The sequence below is a fragment of the Pseudomonas sp. H1_D04 genome (assembly GCF_054683855.1).
The window spans coordinates 1167535-1193408 of sequence record NZ_CP162826.1 but is presented as its reverse complement, the minus strand read 5'-3'; the positions used below and the strand labels follow the sequence as shown (position 1 = coordinate 1193408).

Annotated in this window: 26 protein-coding genes; 18 read left to right on the top strand and 8 right to left on the bottom strand. The window is 58.3% G+C overall.

Features of this window, described 5'->3' with window-relative positions; genetic code table 11:
* Positions 1-73 precede the first annotated feature (73 nt).
* The gene (locus AB4N82_RS05560) at positions 74-1798 is read left to right on the top strand and encodes an ABC transporter ATP-binding protein/permease (protein ID WP_122764735.1); all 1725 of its coding nucleotides are present in this window, start codon (positions 74-76) and stop codon (positions 1796-1798) included.
* A 168-nt stretch (positions 1799-1966) separates the two neighbouring features.
* On the opposite strand, the gene AB4N82_RS05555 is transcribed toward AB4N82_RS05560, so the two are convergent.
* The gene (locus tag AB4N82_RS05555) at positions 1967-2404 is read right to left on the bottom strand and encodes a Z-ring associated ZapG family protein (RefSeq protein WP_032886236.1); all 438 of its coding nucleotides are present in this window, start codon (positions 2402-2404) and stop codon (positions 1967-1969) included.
* A gap of 147 nt (positions 2405-2551) precedes the next feature.
* On the opposite strand from AB4N82_RS05555, the gene AB4N82_RS05550 reads away from it, so the two are divergent.
* From AB4N82_RS05550 to zapE, 3 genes are all read left to right on the top strand, one after another.
* Entirely contained in the window at positions 2552-3181 is a 630-nt protein-coding gene (locus AB4N82_RS05550) for an alpha/beta hydrolase (protein WP_095183828.1), read from the top strand.
* A 24-nt stretch (positions 3182-3205) separates the two neighbouring features.
* Positions 3206-4561 (top strand): tryptophan--tRNA ligase, encoded by a 1356-nt coding sequence (locus tag AB4N82_RS05545; protein ID WP_122752409.1) that lies wholly within the window; start codon positions 3206-3208, stop codon positions 4559-4561.
* 79 nt (positions 4562-4640) lie between these two features.
* A complete protein-coding gene (gene zapE / locus AB4N82_RS05540; RefSeq protein WP_032886239.1) occupies positions 4641-5735 on the top strand; it encodes a cell division protein ZapE in 1095 nt (364 codons plus the stop codon).
* 112 nt (positions 5736-5847) lie between these two features.
* On the opposite strand, the gene AB4N82_RS05535 is transcribed toward zapE, so the two are convergent.
* Positions 5848-6768 (bottom strand): GlxA family transcriptional regulator, encoded by a 921-nt coding sequence (locus AB4N82_RS05535; protein WP_177326430.1) that lies wholly within the window; start codon positions 6766-6768, stop codon positions 5848-5850.
* Positions 6769-6988: 220 nt separating this feature from the next.
* Here AB4N82_RS05535 and AB4N82_RS05530 point away from each other — a divergent pair, with 220 nt between their 5' ends.
* Positions 6989-8125: an acyl-CoA dehydrogenase family protein gene (locus AB4N82_RS05530; RefSeq protein WP_099601127.1), complete on the top strand. Its 1137-nt coding sequence runs from the start codon at positions 6989-6991 to the stop codon at positions 8123-8125.
* A gap of 105 nt (positions 8126-8230) precedes the next feature.
* Here AB4N82_RS05530 and AB4N82_RS05525 read toward each other — a convergent pair whose 3' ends face one another.
* Positions 8231-9271 (bottom strand): NADP(H)-dependent aldo-keto reductase, encoded by a 1041-nt coding sequence (locus AB4N82_RS05525; protein WP_122680367.1) that lies wholly within the window; start codon positions 9269-9271, stop codon positions 8231-8233.
* Between the two features lie 248 nt (positions 9272-9519).
* On the opposite strand from AB4N82_RS05525, the gene rplM reads away from it, so the two are divergent.
* The 8 genes from rplM to AB4N82_RS05485 all read left to right on the top strand — a co-directional run bounded on the left by rplM (position 9520) and on the right by AB4N82_RS05485 (position 15312).
* Entirely contained in the window at positions 9520-9948 is a 429-nt protein-coding gene (gene rplM / locus AB4N82_RS05520; protein WP_003171742.1) for a 50S ribosomal protein L13, read from the top strand.
* A 14-nt stretch (positions 9949-9962) separates the two neighbouring features.
* Complete coding sequence (gene rpsI, locus AB4N82_RS05515; RefSeq protein WP_003216038.1) at positions 9963-10355, top strand: 30S ribosomal protein S9; 393 nt, start codon at positions 9963-9965, stop codon at positions 10353-10355.
* A 266-nt stretch (positions 10356-10621) separates the two neighbouring features.
* Positions 10622-11215 (top strand): ubiquinol-cytochrome c reductase iron-sulfur subunit, encoded by a 594-nt coding sequence (gene petA, locus AB4N82_RS05510; protein WP_032886243.1) that lies wholly within the window; start codon positions 10622-10624, stop codon positions 11213-11215.
* Positions 11215-12426, top strand: coding sequence for a cytochrome b (locus tag AB4N82_RS05505; protein WP_032886244.1), 1212 nt, complete (start codon positions 11215-11217; stop codon positions 12424-12426). Before petA ends, AB4N82_RS05505 begins: the two co-directional genes overlap by 1 nt.
* Entirely contained in the window at positions 12426-13205 is a 780-nt protein-coding gene (locus tag AB4N82_RS05500) for a cytochrome c1 (protein ID WP_095183832.1), read from the top strand. The genes AB4N82_RS05505 and AB4N82_RS05500 overlap by 1 nt, the downstream gene beginning before the upstream one ends.
* Before the next feature lie 148 nt (positions 13206-13353).
* The gene (locus AB4N82_RS05495; RefSeq protein ID WP_032886246.1) at positions 13354-13971 is read left to right on the top strand and encodes a glutathione S-transferase N-terminal domain-containing protein; all 618 of its coding nucleotides are present in this window, start codon (positions 13354-13356) and stop codon (positions 13969-13971) included.
* Between the two features lie 17 nt (positions 13972-13988).
* Positions 13989-14408: a ClpXP protease specificity-enhancing factor gene (locus tag AB4N82_RS05490; protein ID WP_032886247.1), complete on the top strand. Its 420-nt coding sequence runs from the start codon at positions 13989-13991 to the stop codon at positions 14406-14408.
* Between the two features lie 157 nt (positions 14409-14565).
* The gene (locus tag AB4N82_RS05485; RefSeq protein ID WP_032886248.1) at positions 14566-15312 is read left to right on the top strand and encodes a FadR/GntR family transcriptional regulator; all 747 of its coding nucleotides are present in this window, start codon (positions 14566-14568) and stop codon (positions 15310-15312) included.
* An 80-nt stretch (positions 15313-15392) separates the two neighbouring features.
* On the opposite strand, the gene AB4N82_RS05480 is transcribed toward AB4N82_RS05485, so the two are convergent.
* Both AB4N82_RS05480 and AB4N82_RS05475 read right to left on the bottom strand, forming a co-directional pair.
* A complete protein-coding gene (locus AB4N82_RS05480) occupies positions 15393-15635 on the bottom strand; it encodes a hypothetical protein (protein WP_032886249.1) in 243 nt (80 codons plus the stop codon).
* A 276-nt stretch (positions 15636-15911) separates the two neighbouring features.
* Positions 15912-17066 carry a phospholipase gene (locus tag AB4N82_RS05475; RefSeq protein WP_095183833.1) on the bottom strand — a complete coding sequence of 385 codons (1155 nt, stop codon included), beginning with the start codon at positions 17064-17066 and terminating at the stop codon, positions 15912-15914.
* A 234-nt stretch (positions 17067-17300) separates the two neighbouring features.
* Here AB4N82_RS05475 and kdgD point away from each other — a divergent pair, with 234 nt between their 5' ends.
* The 5 genes from kdgD to AB4N82_RS05450 all read left to right on the top strand — a co-directional run bounded on the left by kdgD (position 17301) and on the right by AB4N82_RS05450 (position 23873).
* The gene (kdgD, locus tag AB4N82_RS05470) at positions 17301-18212 is read left to right on the top strand and encodes a 5-dehydro-4-deoxyglucarate dehydratase (RefSeq protein WP_032886251.1); all 912 of its coding nucleotides are present in this window, start codon (positions 17301-17303) and stop codon (positions 18210-18212) included.
* A gap of 54 nt (positions 18213-18266) precedes the next feature.
* A complete protein-coding gene (locus AB4N82_RS05465; RefSeq protein ID WP_460104579.1) occupies positions 18267-19712 on the top strand; it encodes an aldehyde dehydrogenase family protein in 1446 nt (481 codons plus the stop codon).
* A 98-nt stretch (positions 19713-19810) separates the two neighbouring features.
* Entirely contained in the window at positions 19811-21175 is a 1365-nt protein-coding gene (locus AB4N82_RS05460) for an MFS transporter (protein ID WP_032886253.1), read from the top strand.
* 11 nt (positions 21176-21186) lie between these two features.
* Positions 21187-22740, top strand: coding sequence for a galactarate dehydratase (gene garD, locus AB4N82_RS05455; protein WP_032886254.1), 1554 nt, complete (start codon positions 21187-21189; stop codon positions 22738-22740).
* A gap of 191 nt (positions 22741-22931) precedes the next feature.
* Positions 22932-23873, top strand: coding sequence for an AEC family transporter (locus AB4N82_RS05450; protein ID WP_032886255.1), 942 nt, complete (start codon positions 22932-22934; stop codon positions 23871-23873).
* Here the strand turns inward: AB4N82_RS05450 and AB4N82_RS05445 are convergent.
* Genes AB4N82_RS05445 through AB4N82_RS05435 form a run of 3 tightly spaced genes read right to left on the bottom strand, consistent with a single transcriptional unit; the run spans position 23870 to position 25723 of the window.
* Positions 23870-24250 (bottom strand): carboxymuconolactone decarboxylase family protein, encoded by a 381-nt coding sequence (locus AB4N82_RS05445; RefSeq protein WP_032886256.1) that lies wholly within the window; start codon positions 24248-24250, stop codon positions 23870-23872. The genes AB4N82_RS05450 and AB4N82_RS05445 overlap by 4 nt on opposite strands.
* Complete coding sequence (locus AB4N82_RS05440; protein WP_122764736.1) at positions 24247-25293, bottom strand: calcium/sodium antiporter; 1047 nt, start codon at positions 25291-25293, stop codon at positions 24247-24249. Before AB4N82_RS05440 ends, AB4N82_RS05445 begins: the two co-directional genes overlap by 4 nt.
* Before the next feature lie 58 nt (positions 25294-25351).
* The gene (locus AB4N82_RS05435; protein WP_032886258.1) at positions 25352-25723 is read right to left on the bottom strand and encodes a septal ring lytic transglycosylase RlpA family protein; all 372 of its coding nucleotides are present in this window, start codon (positions 25721-25723) and stop codon (positions 25352-25354) included.
* Between the last annotated feature and the right edge of the window lie 151 nt (positions 25724-25874).

Here is a 25874-nt window from a genome sequence, read left to right as displayed (position 1 = left end):
GGCCGCACGGAGCCCTGAACCGATCAACTATGATCGGTTCAAACGCCTGCCTTCTTTCCTACGAGCCTGAACGATGAATCAGAACGCTGAGTACTCTGCGGTCAACGACGCTGTGCGTGGGCAATTTTTTCGGCGAACCTGGGCGATGATCACGCCCTATTGGCACAGTGAAGAGAAGGGTAAGGCCTGGTGGTTGCTGGCAGCGGTGATCGCCCTGTCGCTGTTCAGCGTGGCGATTTCCGTGTGGCTCAACCACTGGTACAAGGACTTCTACAACGCCCTCGAGAACAAAGACACCGCCGCTTTCTGGCAGCAGATCGGCTATTTCTGCGGCATCGCAGCGGTGGCCATTCTCGCCGCGGTGTACCGTCTTTACCTGACGCAGATGCTGACCATTCGCTGGCGGGCGTGGCTCACTGAAAAGCATTTTGCGCGTTGGCTAAGCCAAAAAAACTACTACCAGCTGGAGCAGGGCGGTTACACCGACAACCCGGACCAGCGTATATCGGAAGACCTCAATAGCTTCACCTCGAACACGTTAAGTCTTGGCCTCGGGCTGCTGCGCAATGTCGTCAGCCTCGTCTCGTTCTCCGTCATCCTGTGGGGCGTGTCGGGTAGCATTGAAGTGTTCGGCATCACCATCCCCGGCTACATGTTCTGGTGTGCGTTGGTTTACGCCGGTGTCGGCAGTTGGTTGACCCATCTGATCGGTCGCCGCTTGATTGGCTTGAGCAACCAACAACAACGTTTCGAAGCTGACCTGCGTTTCTCCATGGTGCGGGTGCGCGAGAATGCCGAAAGCATTGCCCTGTACAACGGCGAGCCCAACGAGAACCAGCGCTTGAGCGCGCGTTTCGGCAAGGTCTGGCACAACTTCTGGGACATCATGAAGGTGTCCAAGCGCCTGACATTCTTCACCGCCGGCTATGAGCAGATTGCGATTGTCTTTGCATTTGTCGTGGCCGCGCCTCGCTACTTTGCCGGCAAGATCGAACTGGGTGAGCTCATGCAAATCAACTCGGCGTTCGGCAACGTGCAAAGTAACTTCAGCTGGTTTATCAGCGCTTACACCGACCTGGCCGCCTGGCGTGCTACCAGTGACCGTCTGCTGAGCTTCCAGCAAGCCATGAGTGAAAACGAGCAACGCCCGGCAGCCATAGAGGTCAGCGCGGAGGGCGAGCGTCTGGTAGTGCAGGGCTTGGGCATGAACCTGAGCGATGGTCGCCACTTGCTGACCGATGCCAACATGATTGTTGAACCAGGCCAGCGCCTGATGCTCAGCGGCCGTTCCGGCAGCGGCAAAAGCACCTTGCTGCGCGCGATGGGCCATCTGTGGCTGGAGGGTTACGGCAGCATTCGCATGCCGGCGGCGCGTTATCTGTTCCTTCCGCAGAAGCCCTACCTGCCGATTGGTACGTTGAAATCCGTGTTGAGTTATCCACAGGACGACAGCACCTACCCGGCAGAGCGTTATGCACAGGTCCTGGAAACTTGCCGCCTGCCGCACCTGGTCACGCGTTTGGACGAGGCCAACCACTGGCAACGCATGCTTTCACCGGGCGAGCAACAACGCCTGGCCTTTGCCCGTGCCTTGCTGTTCGCGCCGCAATGGCTGTACATGGACGAAGCGACTTCGGCGATGGATGAAGAGGATGAGGCGACGCTGTATAAGGCGCTGATCGATGAGTTGCCGGGGCTGAGCATTGTCAGTGTCGGCCACCGCAGCAGCCTCAAGCGCTTCCATGGGCGGCATGTGCGCATCGAGGCAGGGTGGCTTCAAGAACAGCCGGTGGCCTGAAAACCAATGTGGGAGGGGGCTTGCCCCCGATAGCTGTGTGTCAGTCTGCACATGTATCAACTGATCTACCGCTATCGGGGGCAAGCCTCCTCCCACAAGAGCGAGGCCCAACAAAAAAGCCCGGTTGATCATCGATCAACCGGGCTTTTTTTATTGCTTGAAAATAACTTACTTCTTCAAGCCGTAATGCTCATCCAACATCCCTGGGGCGTTTGGCGTTTTTGGCGCGTAGTCCCTAGGTGGCTCCTGGTTTTCCCGAGGTGGGGTCAGGCGTTCCCGCGGAGTTTGCGGTGCATCGGAATGCAGCGCAGCCAGCAGACGCTGACGAGTGATGTCGTCGAGGGCGAGGCGATTGGCGCCATCGGCGAGATGATCCTGTACTTCCTGATAGCTCTGAGTGAGCTTCTTGACCAGGTTTGCGGTGCTGTTGAAGTGGGTAACAACCTCGTTCTGATAACTGTCAAAACGTTCCTGAATGTCATCCAACTGACGCTGCGTGCGGTTAGGCGCGGCATTCGGCAGCAGGCGAGCAACCAGGAATCCAATGGCGACACCGGCAACCAGGGCAAGAGTCGGCAACAACCAAACTAAGAGCGAGTGTTCCACGAGTCCTTCCTCTATAAACGGCTTTGCTTTACGTTAACGGCTCAAACCTGCGCTGTATACCGCGATTAAGCTCGCAATGATGCCATGCACAGACTTTTAGCTAGACGAGTCGACCCTTTGAGAGGTCACGGAGTTCATTCCTTGCTCATGCGTGAAACCCCCGTTTTGATCGATGGCCCGGTAGGCCAATTGGAAGCCCTGTACCTGGATCACCCCGAGCCACGTGGCCTGGCGCTGATCTGCCACCCTAATCCGGTGCAGGGCGGGACCATGCTCAATAAAGTCGTTTCGACCCTGCAACGTACCGCCCGCGACGCCGGTTTGATTACGCTGCGTTTTAATTACCGTGGCGTCGGTGCGAGTGCCGGTACCCACGACATGGCCACTGGCGAAGTCGACGATGCTGAAGCGGCCGCTACCTGGCTGCGGGAAAAACATCCCGGACTGCCGATGACCTTACTTGGTTTTTCCTTCGGTGGTTATGTGGCAGCCAGCCTCGGTGGTCGCCTGGAAGCCAAGGGCGAAAAACTCGCACACCTGTTTATGGTCGCTGCCGCTGTGATGCGCCTGCGCGACACGGATGTACTGCCCCAAGGCTGCCCGTTGACCCTGATCCAGCCGGAAACCGACGAAGTGGTCGAGCCGCAACTCGTCTACGACTGGTCCGCGGCCCTGAATCGCCCCCATGAGCTGCTGAAAGTGGCAGAATGCGGACACTTTTTTCATGGCAAGCTGACCGATCTCAAGGATCTGGTACTGCCGCGCCTCTCGAATTGATAGCAGTCTGATAAGCGATTACCCATGACGACTCGTACCCGTATCCTCACCGGCATCACCACCACTGGCACGCCGCACCTGGGCAACTACGCCGGTGCGATCCGCCCGGCGATCCTGGCCAGCCAGGACGCCAACGCCGATTCCTTCTACTTCCTGGCCGACTACCACGCCCTGATCAAATGCGATGACCCGCAGCGCATCCAGCGCTCGCGTATGGAAATCGCTGCGACCTGGCTGGCCGGTGGCCTGGATGTGGATCGAGTGACCTTCTACCGGCAGTCCGACATTCCAGAGATCCCCGAGCTCACCTGGCTGCTGACCTGCGTCGCCGCCAAGGGCCTGCTCAACCGCGCCCACGCCTACAAGGCCTCGGTGGACAAGAACGTGGAAACCGGCGAAGACCCGGACGCGGGCATCACCATGGGCTTGTACAGCTATCCGGTGCTGATGGCGGCCGACATCCTGATGTTCAACGCGCACAAAGTGCCGGTCGGCCGTGACCAGATCCAGCACGTGGAAATGGCCCGCGACATCGGCCAGCGGTTCAACCACCTGTTCGGTAACGGCAAAGAATTCTTCACCATGCCCGAGGCGTTGATCGAAGAAAGCGTTGCCACCTTGCCGGGCCTGGACGGCCGCAAGATGTCCAAGAGCTACGACAACACCATCCCGTTGTTCACCAGCGCCAAGGACATGAAAGACGCCATCTCGCGGATCGTCACCGATTCGCGCGCACCCGGCGAAGCCAAGGACCCGGACAACTCGCACCTGTTCACCCTCTATCAGGCGTTTGCCAGCAAGGCCCAGGAAGAAGAGTTCCGCGGCGAGTTGCTGCAAGGCCTGGGCTGGGGCGAGGCCAAGAGTCGTCTGTTCCAGCTGTTGGACGGCCAACTGGGCGAAGCCCGCGAACGCTATCATCAACTGATGTCGCGCCCGTCGGACATGGAAGACCTGCTGCTGGTCGGCGCCAAGAAGGCCCGTGCCGTGGCCGCACCTTTCCTCGCCGAGTTGCGTGAGGCGGTTGGCTTGCGTTCATTCGTCGAGCAGGCTGCTGCTCCCGTCAGCACCAAGAAGAAAGTCGCAAAAGCAGCGCGCTTTGTGAGCTTTCGCGAAGACGACGGCAGCTTCCGCTTCCGCCTATTGGCTGCCGATGGCGAGCAACTGCTGCTGTCGCGCAACTTTGCCGACGGTAAAGCCGCTGGCGCAGTGACCAAGCAGCTGCAAAGTGGCGTGATGCTGGACGTGCGTCCTGAAGCCTTGGGCTTCAGCGTTTGGCTGGACGGCGCGGCCGTGGCCGACAGCGCTCAGTTCGCCGACAGCGCGACCCGCGATGCCGCCATCCAAGCGTTGCGCATCGCGTTGACCCCAATCGAGGATTAACCCGACCAAGGGTTGATTGCCATTATCCAGGGCCGTCGTTACAGTGACGGCCCGTTTTTGTTGCCTTGCTAACGAAATTATGACGCCCCTAGAACGATATCAAGCTGATCTGAAACGCCCTGAGTTCTTCCATGACGCGGCCCAGGAAACGGCGGTGCGTCATTTGCAACGTCTGTACGACGACCTGGTTGCGGCCTCGCAAAGCAAGCCAGGGATGCTCAGCAAGCTGTTTGGCAAGAAAGACCATGCGCCGGTCAAAGGCCTGTATTTCTGGGGCGGCGTGGGCCGTGGCAAGACCTATCTGGTCGACACCTTCTTCGAAGCGCTGCCGTTCAAGGAAAAGGTCCGCACCCACTTCCACCGCTTCATGAAGCGTGTGCACGAAGAGATGAAGACCCTGCCGGGTGAGAAAAACCCGCTGACCATCATCGCCAAGCGCTTCTCCGATGAAGCGCGGGTGATCTGCTTCGATGAATTCTTCGTCTCCGATATCACCGACGCCATGATCCTTGGCACCCTGATGGAAGAGCTGTTCAAGAACGGCGTGACCCTGGTCGCCACCTCGAACATCGTGCCGGACGGCTTGTACAAAGACGGCCTGCAACGTGCGCGCTTCCTGCCAGCCATCGCGTTGATCAAGCAGAATACCGAGATCGTCAACGTCGACAGCGGTGTTGACTACCGCCTGCGCCATCTGGAGCAAGCGGAGCTGTTCCACTTCCCGCTGAATGAAGCCGCCCACGAAAGCCTGCGCAAAAGCTTTCGCGCGCTGACGCCGGAATGCACCCAGGCGGTGGAAAACGACAAGCTGATGATCGAGAACCGCGAAATCATCGCACTGCGTACCTGCGATGACGTGGCCTGGTTCGAATTCCGCCAATTGTGCGACGGTCCGCGTAGCCAGAACGACTACATCGAACTGGGCAAGATTTTCCACGCGGTGATCTTGAGCGGCGTGGAACAGATGAGCGTCACCACCGACGACATCGCGCGCCGTTTTATCAACATGGTCGATGAGTTCTACGACCGTAACGTGAAGCTGATCATCTCGGCGGAAGTCGAGCTCAAGGACCTGTATACCGGCGGCCGCTTGAACTTTGAGTTCCAGCGCACACTGAGCCGCTTGCTTGAGATGCAGTCCCACGAGTTCCTGTCGCGCGGGCACAAACCCTAAGACCGACACAGTAAAAAATGCGGGAGGGGGCTTGCCCTCGATAGCGGTCTTTCAGTAACAGATGCACTGACTGATCCGCCGCTATCGGGAGCAAGCCCCCTCCCGCATTTGCTTACGCGGCCTGCTGGAACTGCTGGCGATATTGGTTTGGTGACAACTCAGTGTGTTGCCTGAACAACCGCGCAAAGAAACTCGCATCGTCGTAACCCACCTCATAACTGATGGTCTTGATGCTCTTGCGGCTGCCCGAGAGTAGGCCTTTTGCCGTCTCGATACGCAGTCGTTGCAGGTAATGCAGCGGCTTATCGCCGGTGGCGGTCTGGAAGCGCCGCATGAAGTTGCGGATGCTCATGCCGTGCTCCCGGGCGACGTCTTCGAAGCGGAATTTGTCGGCAAAATGCTCTTCGAGCCAATGTTGGATCTGCAGGATGATCACGTCCTGGTGCAGCTTCTGCCCACCAAAGCCGATACGCCCCGGCGAGTAGCTGCGCTGCACTTCGTAGAGAATGTCACGGGCCACGGCCTGGGCGATGTTGGCGCCGCAGAAGCGTTCGATCAGGTAGATATACAGGTCGCACGCTGAGGTAGTGCCACCGGCGCAATACAGGTTGTCGGCGTCGGTGAGGTGCTTGTCCTGGTTGAGCTGGACCTTGGGAAAGCGTTCGCTGAATGCATTGAAGAAGCGCCAGTAGGTGGTCGCCTCCTTGCCATCGAGCAGTCCAGCTTCGGCCAGCCAGAACACCCCGGTGGCTTCGCCACAGAGCACGGCGCCGCGAGCGTGTTGATCACGCAGCCACGGCAGCACTTGGGGGTAGCGGGTGCACAGGGCGTCGAAGTCATCCCAGAAGGCCGGTAATACGATGATGTCGGCGTCTTCGAGGCCGCCGTCCACGGGCATGATCACATCGCTGAAGCTGCGCACCGATTGCCCATCCGGGCTCACCAGGCGTGTTTCAAACGCCGGCGTCAGGCCCAGGCCTTGCTGTTTGCCATAACGCAGGCTTGCGAGGTGGAAGAAATCCTTGGCTTGCATGAGGGTCGAAGCGAATACCCGATCAATGGCCAAAATGCTGACGCGCCTCAGGGGCGTGGAGATTTGGTTAGACATAATTTCATTTATTCTTATAGGGGAAAGTGGTCACCAGACGGCTGGATCGTCTTATTTTTTGTCGCATGTGTCCAGTGTCCTGTCATGCTTTCGCGGCATAGGCTCTGTGGGCTTGTTTTTGTCCGACAATCCACGCAGGTGACCCATGATTCCCAGAACTTTGTTCAGCCCTGAGCACGAACTCTTTCGCGAGAGCGTGCGCACCTTCCTCGAAAAAGACGCTGCGCCGTTCCATGGGCAATGGGAAAAACAGGGGTATATCGACCGCACTCTATGGAGCAAGGCAGGGGAGGCGGGGATGCTGTGCTCCCATCTTCCAGAGGCGTATGGCGGGTTGGGTGCGGACTTTCTCTACAGTGCGGTGGTGATTGAGGAGATCAGTCGGCTGGGCCTGACCGGTATTGGTTTCTCTCTGCATTCGGACATCGTCGCGCCTTATATCCTGCATTACGGCAGTGAGGCGCTGAAGCACAAATACCTGCCCAAATTGATCTCCGGCGAGATGGTCACCGCCATCGCGATGACCGAGCCGGGTGCCGGTTCCGACCTGCAAGGGGTCAAGACCACCGCCGTGCTGGATGGCGACGAGTATGTGATCAACGGCTCCAAGACCTTTATCACCAACGGCTATCTGGCCGAGCTGGTAATCGTCGTGGCCAAGACCGATCCCAAGGCCGGCGCGAAGGGGACCAGCCTGTTTCTGGTGGAGGCTGACACGCACGGCTTCGCCAAGGGCAAGCGGCTGGAGAAGGTCGGCATGAAGGCCCAGGACACCTCGGAGCTTTTCTTCCAGGACGTGCGGGTGCCCAAGGAAAACTTGTTGGGCCAGGCGGGCATGGGCTTCGCCTACTTGATGCAGGAACTGCCCCAGGAGCGATTGACCGTGGCCATCGGCGCGATCACCTCAGCCGAAGCGGCGTTGCAATGGACGCTGGAGTACACCCGTGAACGCAAAGCGTTCGGCAAAGCGATTGCCGATTTCCAGAACACGCGGTTCAAGTTAGCGGAGATGGCGACTGAGATTCAGATCGGCAGAGTGTTTGTCGATAAATGCATGGCGCTGCACCTGGAGGGCAAGCTGGATGTGCCTACAGCCGCGATGGCTAAGTACTGGGCCACTGACCTGCAATGCAAGGTGCTCGACGAATGCGTGCAGTTGCACGGCGGTTACGGCTTCATGTGGGAGTACCCGATTGCACGAGCCTGGGCGGATGCTCGGGTGCAGCGGATTTATGCGGGAACCAATGAGATCATGAAGGAGATCATTGCGCGGGCGCTTTGATTTTTTGCAGGTCTTGGAGCGTCATCGGGGGCGAGCCCCCTCCCACATGTGGAGTGCATGCCAATGTGGGAGGGGGCTTGCCCCCGATAGCGGTCTAAAGATCAGTCAAGGCGCAGGATTCGGATGATCCTTCTGAATCGCCTCAATCCCTTCCAGTACTTCCTTCGACAGCGTCAGATCAGCACTGGCGATGTTGCTGTCCAGTTGCTCCAGCGACGTTGCGCCAATAATGTTGCTGGTCACGAACGGTTGCTGGGTCACGAACGCCAACGCCATCTGCGCCGGGTCCAGGCCATGCTCCCGAGCCAGTGCAACATATCGGCTGCAAGCCGCTTCCGACTGCGGGTTGAAGTAACGGCTGAAACGGCTGTATTCCGTCAGACGCGCTTTCGCCGGGCGTGCACCACCTTCGTATTTCCCGCTGAGCATGCCGAATGCCAGGGGCGAGTAGGCCAGCAGGCCGCACTGCTCACGAATGGCGATTTCCGCCAGGCCCACTTCAAAGCTGCGGTTGAGCAGGTTGTAGGGATTCTGGATCGACACTGCACGGGTCCAGCCACGGGCTTCGGCCAACGCGAGGAATTTCATGGTGCCCCATGGGGTTTCATTGGACAGGCCGATGTGGCGAATCTTGCCGGCTTTTACCTGTTCGTCCAGCGCTTCGAGGGTTTCTTCCAGTGGGGTGAGGTCGTCTTCGTCCTTGTGCTTGTAGCTCAGTTGGCCGAAGAAATTGGTGCTGCGCTCTGGCCAGTGCAATTGATAGAGGTCGATCCAGTCTGTTTGCAGGCGCTTGAGGCTGGCGTCCAAGGCGTCGACGATGTGCTTGCGGTTGTGGCGCAGGTGGCCATCGCGGATGTAGTCGATGGTGTTGCCGGGGCCGGCGATCTTGCTGGCGAGGATCCAGTCGGCACGGTCGCCACGGCTTTTGAAGTAATTACCGATATAACGCTCGGTGGTGGCATAGGTGTCGGCCTTGGGCGGCACCGGATACATTTCGGCCGTGTCGAGGAAGTTGATCCCCGCGGCCTTGGCTCGCTCGATCTGCGCGAAGGCCTCTGCCTCGCTGTTTTGCTCGCCCCAGGTCATGGTGCCCAAGGCTATCGCGCTCACGTTCAGATCCGTACGGCCCAGCTGTCGATAATCCATCGGGTACTCCTTCGGGGAAAACAATCATAAAAGCAGGTTGAATTTTTTTTCGCAATCTGCATAATTGCCCACCTCTTTCTGCAGTGGAAGTGATGCGCCGCCTGCCGAAGAATCTTGCCGTTGAACGGACGCGCCGACCCGAGCCCCCGATAGCGTCTGTATCCGGCTGCCTTTGACTTGTCAAAGTACGCACTATTCAGTAAGATCCGCCGTCTAATTTACAGGGCGGCCCCTGAGGCTATTAAAGAATGACAACTTTTACTGCAAAACCGGAAACAGTTCAGCGCGACTGGTTTGTCGTCGACGCCGCTGGTCAGACCCTGGGTCGTCTGGCCACTGAAGTCGCCAGCCGTCTGCGTGGCAAGCACAAGCCTGAGTACACCCCTCACGTTGATACCGGTGACTACATCGTGATCATCAACGCTGAGCAGGTACGTGTTACCGGCAACAAAGCGCAAGACAAAATGTACTACCGTCACTCCGGTTTCCCAGGCGGTATCAAGTCTTCGAACTTCGAAGGCCTGATCTCCAAGAAGCCTGAAGCCCCGATCGAAATCGCGGTCAAAGGTATGCTGCCTAAGGGCCCACTGGGTCGCGATATGTTTCGCAAGCTGAAAGTCTATGCGGGCGCTGTACACCCTCATGCTGCTCAGCAGCCCCAAGAACTGAAGTTTTAACGGAATAGTTCATTATGTCGGCGACTCAAAATTACGGCACTGGCCGTCGCAAAACCGCAACCGCACGCGTTTTCCTGCGTCCGGGCACTGGCAACATCTCGATCAACAACCGCACTCTGGAAAATTTCTTCGGTCGCGAAACTGCCCGCATGGTAGTTCGTCAGCCGCTGGAACTGACCGAGACTGTTGAGAAGTTCGACATCTATGTCACCGTTATCGGTGGCGGTGTAAGTGGTCAAGCTGGCGCAATTCGCCACGGTATCACTCGCGCTCTGATGCAGTACGACGAAACCCTGCGTGGCGCTCTGCGCAAAGCTGGCTTCGTTACTCGCGATGCTCGTGAAGTTGAACGTAAGAAAGTCGGTCTGCGTAAAGCGCGTAAGCGTCCGCAGTACTCGAAGCGTTAATTCGCTTTACGTTCCACAAAAACGCCCAGCCTCCTCACGGAGCTGGGCGTTTTTTATTGCCTGCGATTTATCTAGATTTTTCGCCGTGACAACTTGCCACATCCGTAGACCCCCTATACTACAAGGCCTGGAGGCAGAGCCTCGGGCAATTCCCTTGTCATACGTGGGGCTTTTCATTACCATCCGACAAAATTTTTATAAGTAAAGATTCAATACTTAGTAGACGCCTGATTTAACAGGCCAAAAAGCTGATGGGAGAGGACTGAATGAGCAATGACGGCGTGAATGCAGGCCGGCGTCGCTTCTTAGTAGCAGCCACATCCGTGGTGGGTGCTGCAGGAGCGGTGGGGGCTGCGGTCCCGTTCGTGGGGTCATGGTTTCCCAGTGCCAAGGCGAAAGCCGCAGGTGCACCGGTGAAGGTGAATGTCAGCAAGATCGAGCCAGGCCAGCAGATGATTGCTGAGTGGCGCGGCCAGCCAGTCTTCATCGTTCGTCGTACTGAGGAAATCCTGGGGAATCTGAAAAAGATCGAAGGCCAGTTGTCTGACCCAAAATCTGAGAATTCCGACCAACCCGCCTACGCCAAAAACGAAGTGCGCTCGATCAAACCAGAGATTCTGCTACTGGTTGGTCTATGTACCCATCTGGGGTGCTCGCCCACCTTCCGCCCGGAAGTAGCCCCGGCAGATCTGGGGAAGGACTGGGTCGGCGGCTATTTCTGCCCGTGCCACGGTTCTCACTACGACCTCGCCGGTCGTGTCTACAAGTCCCAGCCTGCTCCTTTGAACCTGCCCGTGCCTCCGCATACCTACGAAACTGACGACCTTATTGTCATTGGCCTCGATAAGGAGAACGCGTGATGAGCAAGTTCATGGATTGGGTAGATGCGCGCTTCCCCGCCACTAAGATGTGGGAAGACCATCTCAGCAAGTACTACGCGCCAAAAAACTTCAACTTCTTCTACTTCTTCGGCTCCCTGGCCCTTCTGGTGCTGGTCAACCAAATCGTGACCGGTGTCTGGCTGACGATGAGTTACACCCCGTCAGCGGAGGAGGCATTTGCTTCCGTTGAAGGCATCATGCGTGACGTCAATCATGGCGCGATCCTTCGATTGCTACATGCCGTGGGCGCGTCGATGTTCTTCATCGTCGTGTACCTGCATATGTTCCGCGGCCTGCTCTACGGTTCGTACCAGAAACCCCGCGAGTTAGTGTGGGTCTTCGGCATGCTGATCTACCTGGCGCTGATGGCCGAAGCCTTCATGGGTTACCTGTTACCTTGGGGGCAGATGTCGTACTGGGGCGCCCAGGTGATCATCTCGCTGTTCGGCGCGATCCCGGTTATCGGCAACGATCTGACCCAGTGGATTCGTGGTGACTACCTGATCTCCGGTATCACCCTGAACCGCTTCTTTGCCTTGCACGTGGTGGCCTTGCCTATCGTGATCCTAGGCTTGGTGGTTCTGCACATCTTGGCGTTGCACGAAGTTGGCTCTAACAACCCGGACGGCGTGGACATCAAGAAGCACAAGGACGAGAACGGCATCCCGCTGGATGGAATCCCATTCCACCCGTACTACACCGTGAAAGACATCGTCGGCGTGGTCGTGTTCTTGTTCGTGTTCTGCTCGATCGTGTTCTTTTTCCCGGAGATGGGCGGTTATTTCCTGGAGAAGCCGAACTTCGAACAGGCCAACGCCTTCAAGACACCTGAGCACATTGCCCCGGTTTGGTATTTCACGCCGTTCTACGCAATCTTGCGGGCCATCCCCGACAAGCTCATGGGCGTGATCGCCATGGGTGCAGCCATTGCCGTGCTGTTCGTGTTGCCTTGGCTCGATCGAAGTCCGGTCAAATCCATGCGCTACAAAGGCTGGCTGAGCAAGATCTGGTTGTGGGTGTTCTGCATTTCGTTCGTGATCCTGGGTGTGTTGGGCGTATTGGCGCCAACTCCTGAACGTACGTTGCTGTCGCAGGTCTGCACCTTCCTGTACTTCGCCTACTTCATTCTGATGCCGTTCTATACCCGGCTTGAGAAGACCAAACCGGTTCCGGAAAGGGTGACTGGCTGATGAAAAAATTATTCGTTGCATTGATGCTTGCGGCGCTGCCGCTACTGTCCTTCGCTGCCGAGCACGGTGGTCCGGAGCTGGAAAAAGTCGATATCGACGTGTCTGACAAGGCTGCCATGCAAGACGGCGCGCGTACGTTCGCCAACTATTGCATGGGCTGTCACAGTGCCAAGTTCCAGCGGTACGAGCGGGTTGCCGATGATTTGGGCATTCCCCACGAACTGATGTTGGATAAGCTGGTGTTCACCGGTGCCAAGATTGGCGACCACATGAATATCGGTATGCAACCGGCGGACGCCAAGGCCTGGTTCGGCGCCGCACCGCCTGATCTGACCCTGGTGGCCCGTGTGCGCGGCACCGACTGGCTGTACGGCTACCTGAAGTCGTTCTACGAAGATCCGGCCCGGCCTTATCGCGTGAACAACCGAGTATTCCCGAACGTCGGCATGCCTAACGTTCTGGTCGGCCTTCAGGGCAAGCAAGTGGTAGGATGCAAGCAGATCCAGGTCGTTGAAGACGGTAAGAAGCAATATGATCCGTTGACCGGTACGCCTTTGACTCATGAAGCGTGTGATCAACTGAAGATCGAAACCCCTGGTTCGCTGACTGACGAGCAGTTCGACGAGAAGGTCAAGAACCTCGTGACCTTCCTGGCCTACTCTGCCAACCCGGTCAAACTGCAGCACCAGCGCATCGGTACTTACGTCTTGCTGTACCTGGCTTTCTTCTTCGTATTCGCCTATCTGCTCAAACGCGAATACTGGAAGGATGTGCATTGATCCAACCGTAAGCAATTGCTGTTAATCTTGCGCGCCCAGCGGCATCTCTGAATACGTAGCGAACGGGTTAACCCGCCGTTACAGAGATGCTCTCTGGGCGCGCTCGTTTTTGAGCTTCCGATAATTTCAACAAGCGAGGAGGACCGCCATGGGCGTGACCAATCGGTTGGCCTGTTACTCCGACCCCGCCGACCACTATTCCCACCGAGTACGTATCGTGCTCGCAGAGAAGGGTGTCAGCGCCGAGATCATCAGTGTGGAGGCGGGCCGTCATCCGCCAAAACTGATCGAAGTGAACCCTTACGGCAGCTTGCCCACCCTGGTCGATCGTGACCTGGCGTTGTGGGAGTCGACCGTGGTGATGGAATACCTGGATGAGCGTTATCCTCATCCGCCTTTGCTGCCGGTATATCCGGTGGCGCGCGCCAACAGTCGCCTGCTGATCCATCGGATCCAGCGCGACTGGTGTGGGCTGGTGGATGTGATTCTGGATTCGCGCAGCAAAGAGGCGGCCCGTGTCGTGGCGCGTAAGGAATTGCGCGAGAGCCTGACCGGCGTTTCGCCGTTGTTCGCCGATAAACCTTTTTTCCTCAGCGAGGAACAAAGTTTGGTGGATTGCTGCCTATTACCGATACTCTGGCGTTTGCCGATTCTCGGTATTGAACTGCCGCGGCCGGCCAAGCCGCTGCTTGATTACATGGAGCGCCAGTTTGCGCGTGAGGCTTTCCAGGCAAGTCTGTCTGGTGTCGAACGCGATATGCGCTAAGGCTTAAGGAGCCGTTGATGAACTCCAGTCGACCTTACCTGGTCCGCGCGCTCTACGAGTGGATTGTGGATAACGATTGCACCCCGCACATGCTGGTCAATTCCGAATTTCCTGCGGTTCAGGTACCGCAGGGTTTTGCCAGTGACGGGCAGATTGTGCTCAATGTATCGCCGAGTGCCGTGCGCCACCTGCACATGGACAATGAGGCGGTCAGTTTCGAAGGGCGTTTTGGCGGTGTACCGCACACGCTCTACGTGCCGATTGGCGCCATTCTTGGGATTTATGCTCGGGAAAATGGTCAGGGCATGGTGTTTGATCTGGAGTCACCTTTCGAGGACGACGAATCGATCGAAAGCGAAGAAGGTGATGATCTGCCGCCACCAGATGCCGAGCCACCGCGTCCTAGCGGCCGGCCTAGCCTGAAAGTGGTGAAGTAATCGGCGTTTGCCTTCGGGTGTGCCTGAAAAATGCCTCGATTCGTGTCGGGGCATTTTTTTGCGTGAAGGATATAAGTGAAAGTCGCGACTGAACGGTGATCGTACAACCGCCATGGGCTATGATGCCTCTTTACTCAACCGAGATAGATGATTCCACATGGAAAACGCCAGCACCGCCCCTCGTCTTCCCCGCAAGCGCCGCAGCCTTGCCCAGGAATTGGTCACGGTGCTGTCTGAGCAGATCCGTGACGGCGAACTCAAACGGGGCGACAAGCTGCCCACGGAGTCCGCGATCATGGAAGCCCATGGCGTCAGTCGCACCGTAGTGCGCGAAGCCATCTCACGTTTGCAGGCGGCGGGGCAGGTGGAAACCCGTCATGGTATCGGCACTTTCGTGCTGGACACGCCGAGCCCCAGCGGTTTCCGGATTGATCCCGCCACGGTCGTGACCCTGCGCGATGTGTTGGCGATTCTGGAGTTGCGTATCAGCCTGGAAGTGGAGTCTGCCGGCCTGGCGGCCCTGCGTCGTAGCGAAGAGCAGTTGGCTGCGATGCGTGCAGCACTCGATGCGTTGAATGAAAGCGCCGCGCACGCCGGCGATGCCGTCGCCTCAGACTTCGCATTTCACCTGGAAATCGCACTCTCCACCGGCAACCGTTACTTCACCGACATTATGACGCACCTGGGCACCAGCATCATTCCACGTACCCGCCTGAATTCGGCGCGCCTGGCCCATGATGATCAACAGCATTACATGGGGCGCCTGAGCCGTGAGCACGAAGAGATTTACGAGGCGATTGCCCGCCAGGACTCAGATGCGGCGCGGGCGGCGATGCGTTTGCACCTGACTAACAGCCGTGAACGGCTGCGCCATGCCCATGAAGAGGCTGAAAGGGCAGGCTGATCAAGCCGCCGCTGGTTGGTATCGCTGGGCGGCTTGGTGATCAGGGTGTCTAGCGTGACGATGTGCCATTCAGCGTTTTTCTATGACTGTTGCCTGGATTGGATATAGGCAGCCAATTCGTCCAGTGTTGGTTTCTCGGCCACGTCGTCAGGCAGTTGTAAATGAAGCTCCGTCATCGACGAGTTGATCACCCGAAGCCTTTCTTTCTTGTCAGCGATCAGCTCAGCCAAAGGCCTATCGGGATCAAAGTCTTGATCTTTTTCATCCCGACTGGCTTCGAAACCGGATGCCAGTAGGCCGAAAATTTCATCAGTGGTTTTCATGAAGCACCTCTCTTCTCAGTGTGAGTTCTAGAAGCAGAATCAAGCACGGACTGGAACCTGCGCCACGTTACGACCTCTTGATGTTCGTGGTGTCAGTTCCGTTGTCGGCATATTCGGAATGGGGCATGGCGACGTCCTGATGCGGCGACTTCAGGTATCAGGAGAGCTACAGCGAATCGCCTCAGGAGCTAATGCCTTAGCCCCTGAGGTTTGTTATCCCTCGTGTATGAACTGTGCATAACTGTTAGAAATCACAGTATCGACAAGCGGTACTGTCTAGGTCTGAGGACTCGGCTTGTAGTCCTTAAGCAACAAATACGTACTCCACCCCCACCAATCATTGGTCCAATGCTTGTCGTTCAGGTCATTCACGTCCTTGCGGCGCAGCACTTTGTCACCCTCCATCTTGAACAATGGCGAAAAGTTATTTGCCGGGTTCTGTGCTGCGTTCAAATCCGGCACATACAGTGGAGCCTTGAAGTTGGCCGGGGAGGGCGCGATACCACTGATGAAGGTCTCAAAGATCTCGTCTGCGGATGCCTGAACGGCGCGTTTGACCTGTGCTCGATTGTTTGCGTCAACGGTATCGAAATAGCGCTTATCTCCATAGGCGTGCCACTCATCACCCATGGCATTGCGCACCTTCAGCCCGAATTTGCTGTCTTCATCGTGCATGAAGCGACTGATCAGCGAGCCCAACTCTCCCGGCGTGACCACCGCCGCCAGTTGCTTGCGTGGCACCCGCAAGTGGCCGGCGGAAAACAGATCGGTCAAGAAGTGATCAGCAAAACTGTTCATGGCATACGCCAGTTCCAGTGCCTGATCGGTACCGGTTTGATGCGCTATCACGGCCTGTTGCAACGCTGCCGTATGCCCCGCCAGGTAGGCCGATAGCGCCCATTCGCCGAAGTGATCGGCGTTGTCCGCCGCCAGTTTCAGGTAACGGCCCAGCGGAACCAGCGCCGATACCGTACTGCCGCCCCCGGTGATTCGGTTCCATTCCTCGGACAACGTATCACCCAGCGCGTCATAGGCTTCATGGGGTTGTTTGCCATCTTTGATGGCTTGATTGACCGCGCTGATTTCCTTTTGCATCACCGCGAGAATCTTTCCTGCTTCATCCCGTGAGGCCGGCAACACTGCCAGCGAGTTAAAGGCGGCGGTGAAGCGTTGCACGCGCTCGGCAGGGGAGGCGCCATCGCTGATCGGCTTGCCAGGAATGCCATAGAAGTCACCGCCCAGGGCAATCACTTGGCCGTAAGTCAGTGCCAGCCCATTGGGTAGGTGCAGTTCGACTTGCCGGGCGGGAATCGCCGGGGCGTTCGTATTGAAGCGCAACAGTGTGTCGTCGCCGATGGCGGTGTGTTCGCCACCTTCGAAACGTAGGATCGGTTGAGTTTTTTCGGGTGCTACGAGATCAAGACCTGACATGTTAGCTCCTTGCTATGTCGTAGGAATCTTCCTTAATTGCTGTATGTATATACAGCATTGACGAGCATAGAGGATAAATTTCCTACGTCAAGAACGCTTGTATCAACACCGTTTAAACCGAAGGCCGATGAATTGCAGTTGACGAATCCTTTTATAGTTGTACGATGACGTACGACATCACCAAAACCAACAACAATCTTTCGACAGAAAGTCTTTACCCAGGGTGTTCGAATAATGAATCCACAAGAGCTGAAGTCCATCCTCTCCCACGGTCTGCTGTCTTTCCCGGTGACCGATTTCAACGCCCAGGGTGACTTCCACCAAGCGGGCTATATCAAGCGTCTTGAATGGCTGGCCCCTTACGGCGCCACCGCATTGTTCGCCGCAGGCGGCACGGGTGAGTTTTTCTCCCTGGCGGCCAGCGAATATTCCCAAGTGGTAAAGACCGCTGTTGATACTTGCGCCACCAGCGTGCCGATCCTCGCCGGTGTTGGCGGTTCGACACGCCAAGCCATCGAATATGCCCAAGAGGCTGAACGCCTGGGCGCTAAAGGTCTGTTGTTGCTGCCGCACTACCTCACCGAAGCCAGTCAGGACGGCGTTGCAGCCCACGTTGAAGCGGTGTGCAAATCGGTGAAAATCGGTGTGGTGGTCTACAACCGTAACGTGTGCCGCCTGACCGCTCCGTTGCTGGAGCGTTTGGCCGAGCGCTGCCCGAACCTGATCGGCTACAAGGATGGCCTGGGTGATATCGAGTTGATGGTGTCGATCCGCCGTCGTCTGGGCGATCGTTTCAGCTACCTCGGCGGCCTGCCGACTGCAGAGGTTTACGCCGCTGCCTACAAGGCTCTGGGCGTGCCGGTGTACTCCTCGGCGGTGTTCAACTTCATCCCGAAAACCGCGATGGACTTCTATCACGCTATTGCCAAGGATGATCACGCCACCGTCGCCAAGATCATCGACGACTTCTTCCTGCCTTACCTGGACATCCGTAACCGCAAGTCCGGCTATGCCGTGAGTATCGTCAAGGCAGGCGCAAAAATCGCTGGCTATGACGCAGGCCCAGTGCGTACGCCGCTGACCGACTTGCTGCCGGAAGAATACGAAGCCCTGGCCGCGCTGATCGACAAGCAAGGTCCGCAATAACCCATTCACAAGGCCGCTGAGTAATCAGCGGCCTTTTGCGTCAGGAGAAGATTCGTGTCCCAAGTCCAACGTTACGAAAACTACATCAACGGCCAATGGGTAACCGGCGCCGACTACTGCACCAACCTCAATCCCTCGGAGTTGTCTGATGTCATTGGCGAATACGCCAAGGCTAACGTCACTCAAGTCAACGCTGCCATCGACGCCGCCCGCGCAGCATTTCCGGCGTGGTCCACGTCCGGTATCCAGGCGCGTCATGATGCGTTGGATAAAGTTGGCAGCGAAATCCTCGCGCGCCGTGAAGAGCTCGGCACCCTGCTGGCCCGGGAAGAGGGCAAGACCTTGCCTGAAGCCATCGGCGAAGTGACCCGCGCCGGTAACATTTTCAAGTTCTTCGCCGGTGAGTGCCTGCGTTTGTCCGGCGACTACGTGCCGTCGGTACGCCCGGGTGTCAACGTTGAAGTCACCCGTGAAGCGCTCGGTGTGGTCGGCCTGATCACGCCGTGGAACTTCCCGATCGCCATTCCTGCATGGAAGATCGCCCCGGCGCTTGCTTACGGCAACTGCGTAGTCATCAAGCCGGCCGAACTGGTACCGGGCTGCGCCTGGGCCCTCGCAGAAATTATCTCCCGCGCCGGTTTCCCTGCCGGTGTGTTCAATCTGGTGATGGGCAGCGGCCGCGTGGTAGGCGACGTGCTGGTCAACAGCCCGAAAGTCGACGGCATCAGCTTCACCGGCTCCGTCGGTGTGGGCCGTCAGATCGCCGTCAGCTGCGTGTCGCGCCAGGCCAAAGTGCAGTTGGAAATGGGCGGCAAGAATCCGCAGATCATTCTCGACGACGCCGACCTCAAGCAAGCTGTCGAGCTGTCGGTACAGAGCGCGTTCTACTCCACTGGCCAGCGTTGCACCGCGTCCAGCCGTTTGATCGTCACCGCTGGTATTCACGACCAGTTCGTCGCGGCCATGGCCGAGCGCATGAAGTCGATCAAGGTTGGCCACGCGTTGAAAAGCGGTACCGACATCGGTCCGGTGGTTTCCCAGGCTCAGTTGGATCAGGACCTGAAATACATCGACATCGGCCAAAGCGAAGGCGCGCGGCTGGTCAGCGGTGGCGGCCTGGTGACGTGTGACACCGAGGGTTACTACTTGGCGCCGACGCTGTTTGCCGACAGCGAAGCCGCCATGCGCATCAGCCGTGAAGAAATTTTCGGTCCAGTGGCAAACGTTGTGCGCGTTGCGGACTACGAGGCGGCACTGGCCATGGCCAACGACACCGAATTCGGTTTGTCGGCGGGCATTGCGACCACATCGTTGAAATACGCCAACCACTTCAAGCGCCACTCCCAGGCTGGGATGGTGATGGTCAACCTGCCCACGGCAGGCGTGGATTACCACGTTCCGTTCGGTGGCCGTAAAGGCTCGTCCTATGGCTCGCGGGAGCAAGGTCGCTATGCACAAGAGTTCTACACAGTGGTGAAAACCAGCTACATCGGCTCGTAAGACGCTGCACCCAGTGGGGGCCGGACGCCTGCCGGCTCCCACGCTAAAAACACAAAACTATTACCCGCAAAAAAAATAATTAGTGGGAGTACTTCTACATGCAAGCGACCAAGCCGACTCACGTCCGCTATTTGATCCTGCTCATGCTGTTCCTGGTGACCACGATCAACTACGCCGACCGGGCCACCATCGCCATCGCAGGCTCCAGCCTGCAGAAAGACCTCGGCATCGACGCGGTCACCCTCGGTTATATCTTCTCTGCATTCGGTTGGGCCTACGTGGCCGGGCAAATTCCCGGTGGCTGGCTGCTGGACCGATTCGGCTCGAAAAAAGTCTACGCCCTGAGCATCTTCACCTGGTCACTGTTCACCGTGCTGCAAGGCTATGTCGGTGAGTTCGGTGTATCCACCGCGGTTGTTGCGCTGTTCATGCTGCGCTTTATGGTGGGCCTGGCCGAAGCGCCTTCCTTCCCGGGTAACGCTCGGATTGTGGCGGCCTGGTTCCCCACCGCCGAGCGCGGTACGGCCTCGGCGATCTTCAACTCGGCGCAGTACTTCGCCACGGTGTTGTTCGCGCCGCTGATGGGCTGGATCGTCTACCGCTTTGGCTGGCAGCACGTGTTTATCGTGATGGGCGTGATCGGCATCGTGTTCTCGCTGATCTGGCTGAAAGTGATCCACAGCCCGCGCCAGCACCCGATGATCAACGAAGCTGAGCTCAACCACATCGCTGCCAATGGCGCGATGGTCGATATGGATCAGGACAAAGGCAAGGGTAAGAAAACCGACGGGCCGAAGTGGGATTACATCCGCCAGTTGCTGACCAACCGCATGATGTTAGGCGTGTACCTGGGCCAGTACTGCATCAATGGCATCACTTACTTCTTCCTGACCTGGTTCCCGGTGTACCTGGTGCAGGACCGTGGCATGACCATCCTCAAGGCCGGTTTCATCGCCTCGTTACCGGCGATCTGCGGGTTTATCGGTGGCGTGTTGGGTGGGGTCATTTCCGACTACCTGCTGCGCAAAGGCCATTCGCTGACGTTCGCCCGCAAGGCGCCGATCATTGCGGGCTTGCTGGTCTCCAGCAGCATCATCGCGTGTAACTACGTCGACGTTGAATGGATGGTGGTGGGCTTCATGGCCTTGGCCTTCTTTGGCAAAGGCGTTGGCGCACTGGGTTGGGCGGTGGTGTCCGACACCTCGCCGAAACAAATCGCCGGTCTCAGTGGTGGCTTGTTCAACACCTTCGGTAACCTGGCTTCTATCACCACGCCTATCGTGATCGGCTACATCATCAGCACCACCGGTTCCTTTAAATGGGCCCTGGTGTTTGTCGGCGCCAATGCACTGGTAGCGGTGTTCAGCTATCTGGTCATCGTCGGTCCGATCAAACGTGTAGTACTCAAAGAGCCGCCAACCAAGGGGCCAGAGTTGACCAACCTAACCGAAGCGCATTCCTGAGGGGCCCCGTGATGCAGTTGATTGAACATGCCGACTCGCCGCGTTCCATTCGTTTGCATGAGCGCGACAACGTAGTGATCGTGGTCAATGACCAGGGCGTACCGGCCGGTACCGAGTTTCCGGACGGCCTGGTGACCGTGGATTTCATCCCCCAGAGCCATAAAGTGACCCTGGAAGACATCCCCGAAGGCGGTCAGATTATTCGCTACGGCCAGACCATCGGTTACGCCCTGGCGCCGATTCCGCGCGGCAGTTGGGTCCAGGAAGATCAATTGCGCATGCCGACCGCGCCACCGCTGGACAGCTTGCCGCTGTCCACCGAGGTGCCCGAAACCCAGGCACCGCTGGAGGGGTTTACCTTCGAGGGCTATCGCAACGCCGACGGTACTGTGGGCACGCGTAACATCCTTGGCATCACCACCACGGTGCAGTGTGTGACCGGGGTGCTGGACCATGCGGTCAAGCGCATCAAGGACGAATTGCTGCCCAAGTACCCACACGTCGATGACGTAGTGGCGCTGACCCACAGCTACGGCTGCGGGGTGGCGATCACGGCGACAGATGCGTACATCCCGATCCGTACCGTACGCAACCTGGCGCGCAACCCGAACCTGGGCGGCGAAGCCCTGGTGATCAGCCTGGGGTGCGAGAAATTGCAGGCCGGGCAGGTGATGCACGACAACGACAGCTCGGTCGACCTGAGCGAGCCGTGGCTGTATCGGTTGCAGGATTCCAGCCACGGCTTTACCGAGATGATCGAGCAGATCATGGACTTGGCCGAAGTCCGCCTGAAGAAGCTCGACCAGCGCCGCCGGGAAACCGTGCCGGCATCCGAACTGATCCTGGGTATGCAGTGCGGCGGCAGTGATGCGTTTTCCGGCATCACCGCCAACCCCGCGCTGGGTTACGCCTCTGACTTGTTGTTGCGGGCTGGGGCGACGGTTATGTTTTCCGAAGTGACCGAAGTACGCGATGCCATCTACCTGCTGACTTCTCGTGCGCAAACAAAGGAAGTTGCCGAGGAGTTGGTCAGGGAAATGGACTGGTACGACCGTTACCTGGCCAAAGGCGAAGCAGATCGCAGCGCCAATACCACGCCGGGCAACAAGAAGGGCGGGTTGTCGAATATTGTCGAGAAGTCCCTGGGTTCCATCGTCAAGTCCGGCAGCAGCGCGATCAACGGCGTGCTGGGTCCGGGTGAGCGCTTCAAGAGCAAGGGCCTGATTTTTTGTGCGACGCCGGCCAGCGACTTTGTCTGCGGTACGCTGCAATTGGCGGCGGGGATGAACCTGCATGTGTTTACCACCGGGCGTGGCACGCCGTACGGGCTGGCAATGGCGCCGGTGGTGAAGGTGTCGACCCGTACGGAGCTGGCGCAGCGCTGGCCGGACCTCATCGATATCGACGCCGGGCGCATCGCTACCGGGCGTGCGAGTATCGAGGAGCTGGGTTGGGAGTTGTTCCACTTCTATCTGGATGTGGCCAGCGGTAAGAAAAAGACCTGGGCGGAGCATCACAAGCTGCATAACGACATCACGTTGTTTAACCCGGCGCCGATTACCTGAGACCGAGTCGCCTGCATCGGGAGCAAGGCCCCTCCCACAGTTTGACCGCGTTTATCCTGTAGGAATGCGGTCGAGTGTGGGAGGGGCGGTGCGACGATTCGACTTGCCCCCGATAGCGGTCTACCGGGCGCCGTTGGGCTGTATGGCTTATCATTAGCCACCTAACGACGCTCACCAAGGTTCTCCCCGGCATGCTGGCTATCTTCCTCACCACCCTCACCATCACCGCGCCGGTATTTGCCATGCTGTTCCTGGGTGTGCTGCTCAAGCGCATCAACTGGATCAACGACAACTTTATCCACACGGCTTCGTCCCTGGTGTTCAACGTCACCATGCCGGCGTTGCTGTTCCTGGGCATTCTGCATGCCGACCTGCACTCGGCGCTCAAGCCGGGTTTGCTGATCTATTTTGCCGTCGCCACGCTGGCGAGCTTTGCCCTGGCCTGGGGCTGGGCGATTTTTCGCTGCAAGCGTGAAGACCGGGGCATCTACACCCAGGGCGCGTTTCGCGGCAATAACGGGGTGATCGGTCTGGCCCTGGCCGCCAGCATGTACGGCGACTACGGTATTTCCCTCGGCGCGATTCTCGCGGCGCTGGTCATCCTGTTCTACAACACCCTGTCGACCATCGTGCTGGCGGTGTACAGCCCGGTGATCAAGTCCGACCCGTGGAGTATCTGCAAAAGTGTGGTGGCCAACCCGCTGATCATCAGCGTCATCGTGGCGGCGCCGTTCGCGTTTTTTCAGATTGGCCTGCCGGGCTGGCTGGAAAAATCCATGCAGTACCTGGCGGATACCACCTTGCCGCTGGCCTTGATTTGCATTGGCGGCACTTTGTCACTGGCGGCGTTGCGCAAGAGCGGCAATATGGCGCTGAGCGCGAGCTTGATGAAGATGGTCTGGTTGCCGGTTGTCGCGACCTTGGGCGCGTGGCTGCTGGGCTTTCGCGGTCCGGAGTTGGGGATTCTGTTCCTGTACTTCGGCGCGCCGACGGCCGCTGCAAGTTTCGTGATGGCCAGGGCGGCCGAGGGGAATCATGAGCTGGCGGCGGCGATTATCGTGATCACTACGCTGATGGCGGCAGTGACCACGAATATTGGGATTTTCGTATTGCAGGCGGGTGGCTGGATCTAGCCTTCCTTCTGGTAGCTGTCGATCACTTCCTGGGCCGCGCGGAACGCATCAATCGCAGCCGGTACACCGGCATACACCGCGCAATGCAGCAGCGCTTCGCGAATTTCCTCCACAGTACAGCCGTTGTTCAACGCGCCACGCACATGGCCTTTGAGCTCCTGCGGGCACTTGAGCGCGGTGAGGGCGGCGAGGGTGATCAGGCTGCGCGTCTTCAGCGGCAAACCTTCGCGGTTCCACACACTGCCCCACGCATGTTCATTGACGAAATCCTGCAGCGGCTGGGTGAAGTCGGTGGCGTTGCCCAGGGCGCGGTCGACGAATACATCGCCCATGACCTGGCGACGCATCTCAACCCCGGGCTTTTTTTGATCGGTCATTTCGATTCCCTCTTGTGTTGGCGGCGCCAGGCGCGCAGCGAGGTGAATAGCAGGATCACCACCAGCGCTGGCAGGACGTAATACAGCATCAATTGTTCAAGCTTGTTGGCCAGGGGCATGCCGGTGGTAAACGACATCACGTGCAGCCCATACGCCAGGTACAGGCCCAGCAATACCAGACCTTCGGCGCGGGTGACGCGGTATCCGGTATAAAACACCGGCAGGCACAGCACCACCACGCCGAGCATCACCGGCAGGTCGAAATCCAGGGCGTTGGGCGACACCGACAGTGGCGATGGCGCCAGCAGCGCGGTTAGACCCAACACGCCCAGCAGGTTGAACAGGTTGCTGCCGATCACGTTGCCCACGGCAATTTCTCGCTGGCCGCGCAGGGCGGCAATCAGTGAGGTCGCGAGGCACGGCAGCGAGGTACCGACGCCGATAAGCGTCAGGCCGATGATGCGTTCCGACAAACCCAGGTCGCTGGCCACGTCCACCGCCGCACCGAGCAGCAGGTGGCCGGCTAGCACCAGGATCAGAAAACCGCCGAGCATCAGCAATACACTGCTCAGCCAGGGCGCCTGGGTCACGGTGTCCAGCGTGCGTGGACGCCGCGAGTGTCGGGTCTGGTAGTGCAGCACGCCAAGGTAGGCCATCAAAGCAATCAGCAGCAGAAGACCATCGAGCGGCGTCAGTTCTTCATTGGCTGCAAGGGTAAACACCAGCAGGCCGGCGAGGATCATTACCGGTATATCCAGGCGTACCAACTGACGCGAGACTCGCAAGGGGATGATCAGCGCCGACAGGCCAAGGGTCACCAGGATGTTGAAGATGCTGCTGCCGATTACGCTGCCCACGGCGATGTCGGTATTGCCGGCCAGGGTGGCCTGCAGGCTGACGGTCATCTGTGGCGCGCTGCTGCCGAAGGCCACGATCGTCAGGCCGATGATTAACGGTCGCACTTTGAGGCTGGCCGCCAGGCGCACCGCGGCGCGCACCAGGATTTCGGCGCCGATGATCAGCAGCACAAGCCCGCTGACCAGTTCGAGCAGGCTCCAGGGCGAGAGGGCGGTTAATCCGAAAATGGCCAGGGCTCCGTCTTCAGTTGCTCAGGGCTTGCACGCGAACCCGTGCAGTGCCGCTGCTCAGCATACCCAGTTGCTCGGCAGCCTTGCGTGAAAGATCAATCAAGCGCCCGCGGGTATGCGGGCCGCGATCATTGATGCGCACAACGACGGATTTGTCGTTGTCGAGATTAGTAACCTTGACCTGGGTGCCGAAGGGCAATTGCCGGTGGGCGGCGGTCAGGGCGTTCTGGTTGAAAGGTTCACCGCTGGCTGTTTTCTTGCCATGGTGCCGGGCGCCGTAATAGGAGGCGGTGCCGGTTTCGTCGTAGCCGTTGGGGTTGATGAGGCCGCTGGCGCAGCCGGCCAGTAGTGAAAACAGGGCGCATAGGCCTAATAGACGCTTCATTATCAAGGTGCCCCCATCACAAATATGGGAGGGGGCTCGTCGCCGATAGCGGTGATTCAGTCAAAACAGTAATGACTGACACTCCGCCATCGGGGGCAAGCCCCTCCCACAGCGGGTCCGAGTTAAGCGTGAATTCTCAACCGGACCATTC

Bases quoted from the DNA above. Each gene is read 5' to 3' on its own strand.
- AB4N82_RS05560 (WP_122764735.1), top strand. From the start codon at position 74: ATGAATCAGAACGCTGAGTACTCTGCGGTCAACGACGCTGTGCGTGGG.
- AB4N82_RS05550 (WP_095183828.1), top strand. From the start codon at position 2,552: ATGCGTGAAACCCCCGTTTTGATCGATGGCCCGGTAGGCCAATTGGAA.
- AB4N82_RS05545 (WP_122752409.1), top strand. From the start codon at position 3,206: ATGACGACTCGTACCCGTATCCTCACCGGCATCACCACCACTGGCACG.
- zapE (WP_032886239.1), top strand. From the start codon at position 4,641: ATGACGCCCCTAGAACGATATCAAGCTGATCTGAAACGCCCTGAGTTC.
- AB4N82_RS05535 (WP_177326430.1), bottom strand. From the start codon at position 6,768: ATGCAAGCCAAGGATTTCTTCCACCTCGCAAGCCTGCGTTATGGCAAA.
- AB4N82_RS05530 (WP_099601127.1), top strand. From the start codon at position 6,989: ATGATTCCCAGAACTTTGTTCAGCCCTGAGCACGAACTCTTTCGCGAG.
- AB4N82_RS05525 (WP_122680367.1), bottom strand. From the start codon at position 9,271: ATGGATTATCGACAGCTGGGCCGTACGGATCTGAACGTGAGCGCGATA.
- rplM (WP_003171742.1), top strand. From the start codon at position 9,520: ATGACAACTTTTACTGCAAAACCGGAAACAGTTCAGCGCGACTGGTTT.
- rpsI (WP_003216038.1), top strand. From the start codon at position 9,963: ATGTCGGCGACTCAAAATTACGGCACTGGCCGTCGCAAAACCGCAACC.
- petA (WP_032886243.1), top strand. From the start codon at position 10,622: ATGAGCAATGACGGCGTGAATGCAGGCCGGCGTCGCTTCTTAGTAGCA.
- AB4N82_RS05505 (WP_032886244.1), top strand. From the start codon at position 11,215: ATGAGCAAGTTCATGGATTGGGTAGATGCGCGCTTCCCCGCCACTAAG.
- AB4N82_RS05500 (WP_095183832.1), top strand. From the start codon at position 12,426: ATGAAAAAATTATTCGTTGCATTGATGCTTGCGGCGCTGCCGCTACTG.
- AB4N82_RS05495 (WP_032886246.1), top strand. From the start codon at position 13,354: ATGGGCGTGACCAATCGGTTGGCCTGTTACTCCGACCCCGCCGACCAC.
- AB4N82_RS05490 (WP_032886247.1), top strand. From the start codon at position 13,989: ATGAACTCCAGTCGACCTTACCTGGTCCGCGCGCTCTACGAGTGGATT.
- AB4N82_RS05485 (WP_032886248.1), top strand. From the start codon at position 14,566: ATGGAAAACGCCAGCACCGCCCCTCGTCTTCCCCGCAAGCGCCGCAGC.
- AB4N82_RS05480 (WP_032886249.1), bottom strand. From the start codon at position 15,635: ATGAAAACCACTGATGAAATTTTCGGCCTACTGGCATCCGGTTTCGAA.
- AB4N82_RS05475 (WP_095183833.1), bottom strand. From the start codon at position 17,066: ATGTCAGGTCTTGATCTCGTAGCACCCGAAAAAACTCAACCGATCCTA.
- kdgD (WP_032886251.1), top strand. From the start codon at position 17,301: ATGAATCCACAAGAGCTGAAGTCCATCCTCTCCCACGGTCTGCTGTCT.
- AB4N82_RS05460 (WP_032886253.1), top strand. From the start codon at position 19,811: ATGCAAGCGACCAAGCCGACTCACGTCCGCTATTTGATCCTGCTCATG.
- garD (WP_032886254.1), top strand. From the start codon at position 21,187: ATGCAGTTGATTGAACATGCCGACTCGCCGCGTTCCATTCGTTTGCAT.
- AB4N82_RS05450 (WP_032886255.1), top strand. From the start codon at position 22,932: ATGCTGGCTATCTTCCTCACCACCCTCACCATCACCGCGCCGGTATTT.
- AB4N82_RS05445 (WP_032886256.1), bottom strand. From the start codon at position 24,250: ATGACCGATCAAAAAAAGCCCGGGGTTGAGATGCGTCGCCAGGTCATG.
- AB4N82_RS05435 (WP_032886258.1), bottom strand. From the start codon at position 25,723: ATGAAGCGTCTATTAGGCCTATGCGCCCTGTTTTCACTACTGGCCGGC.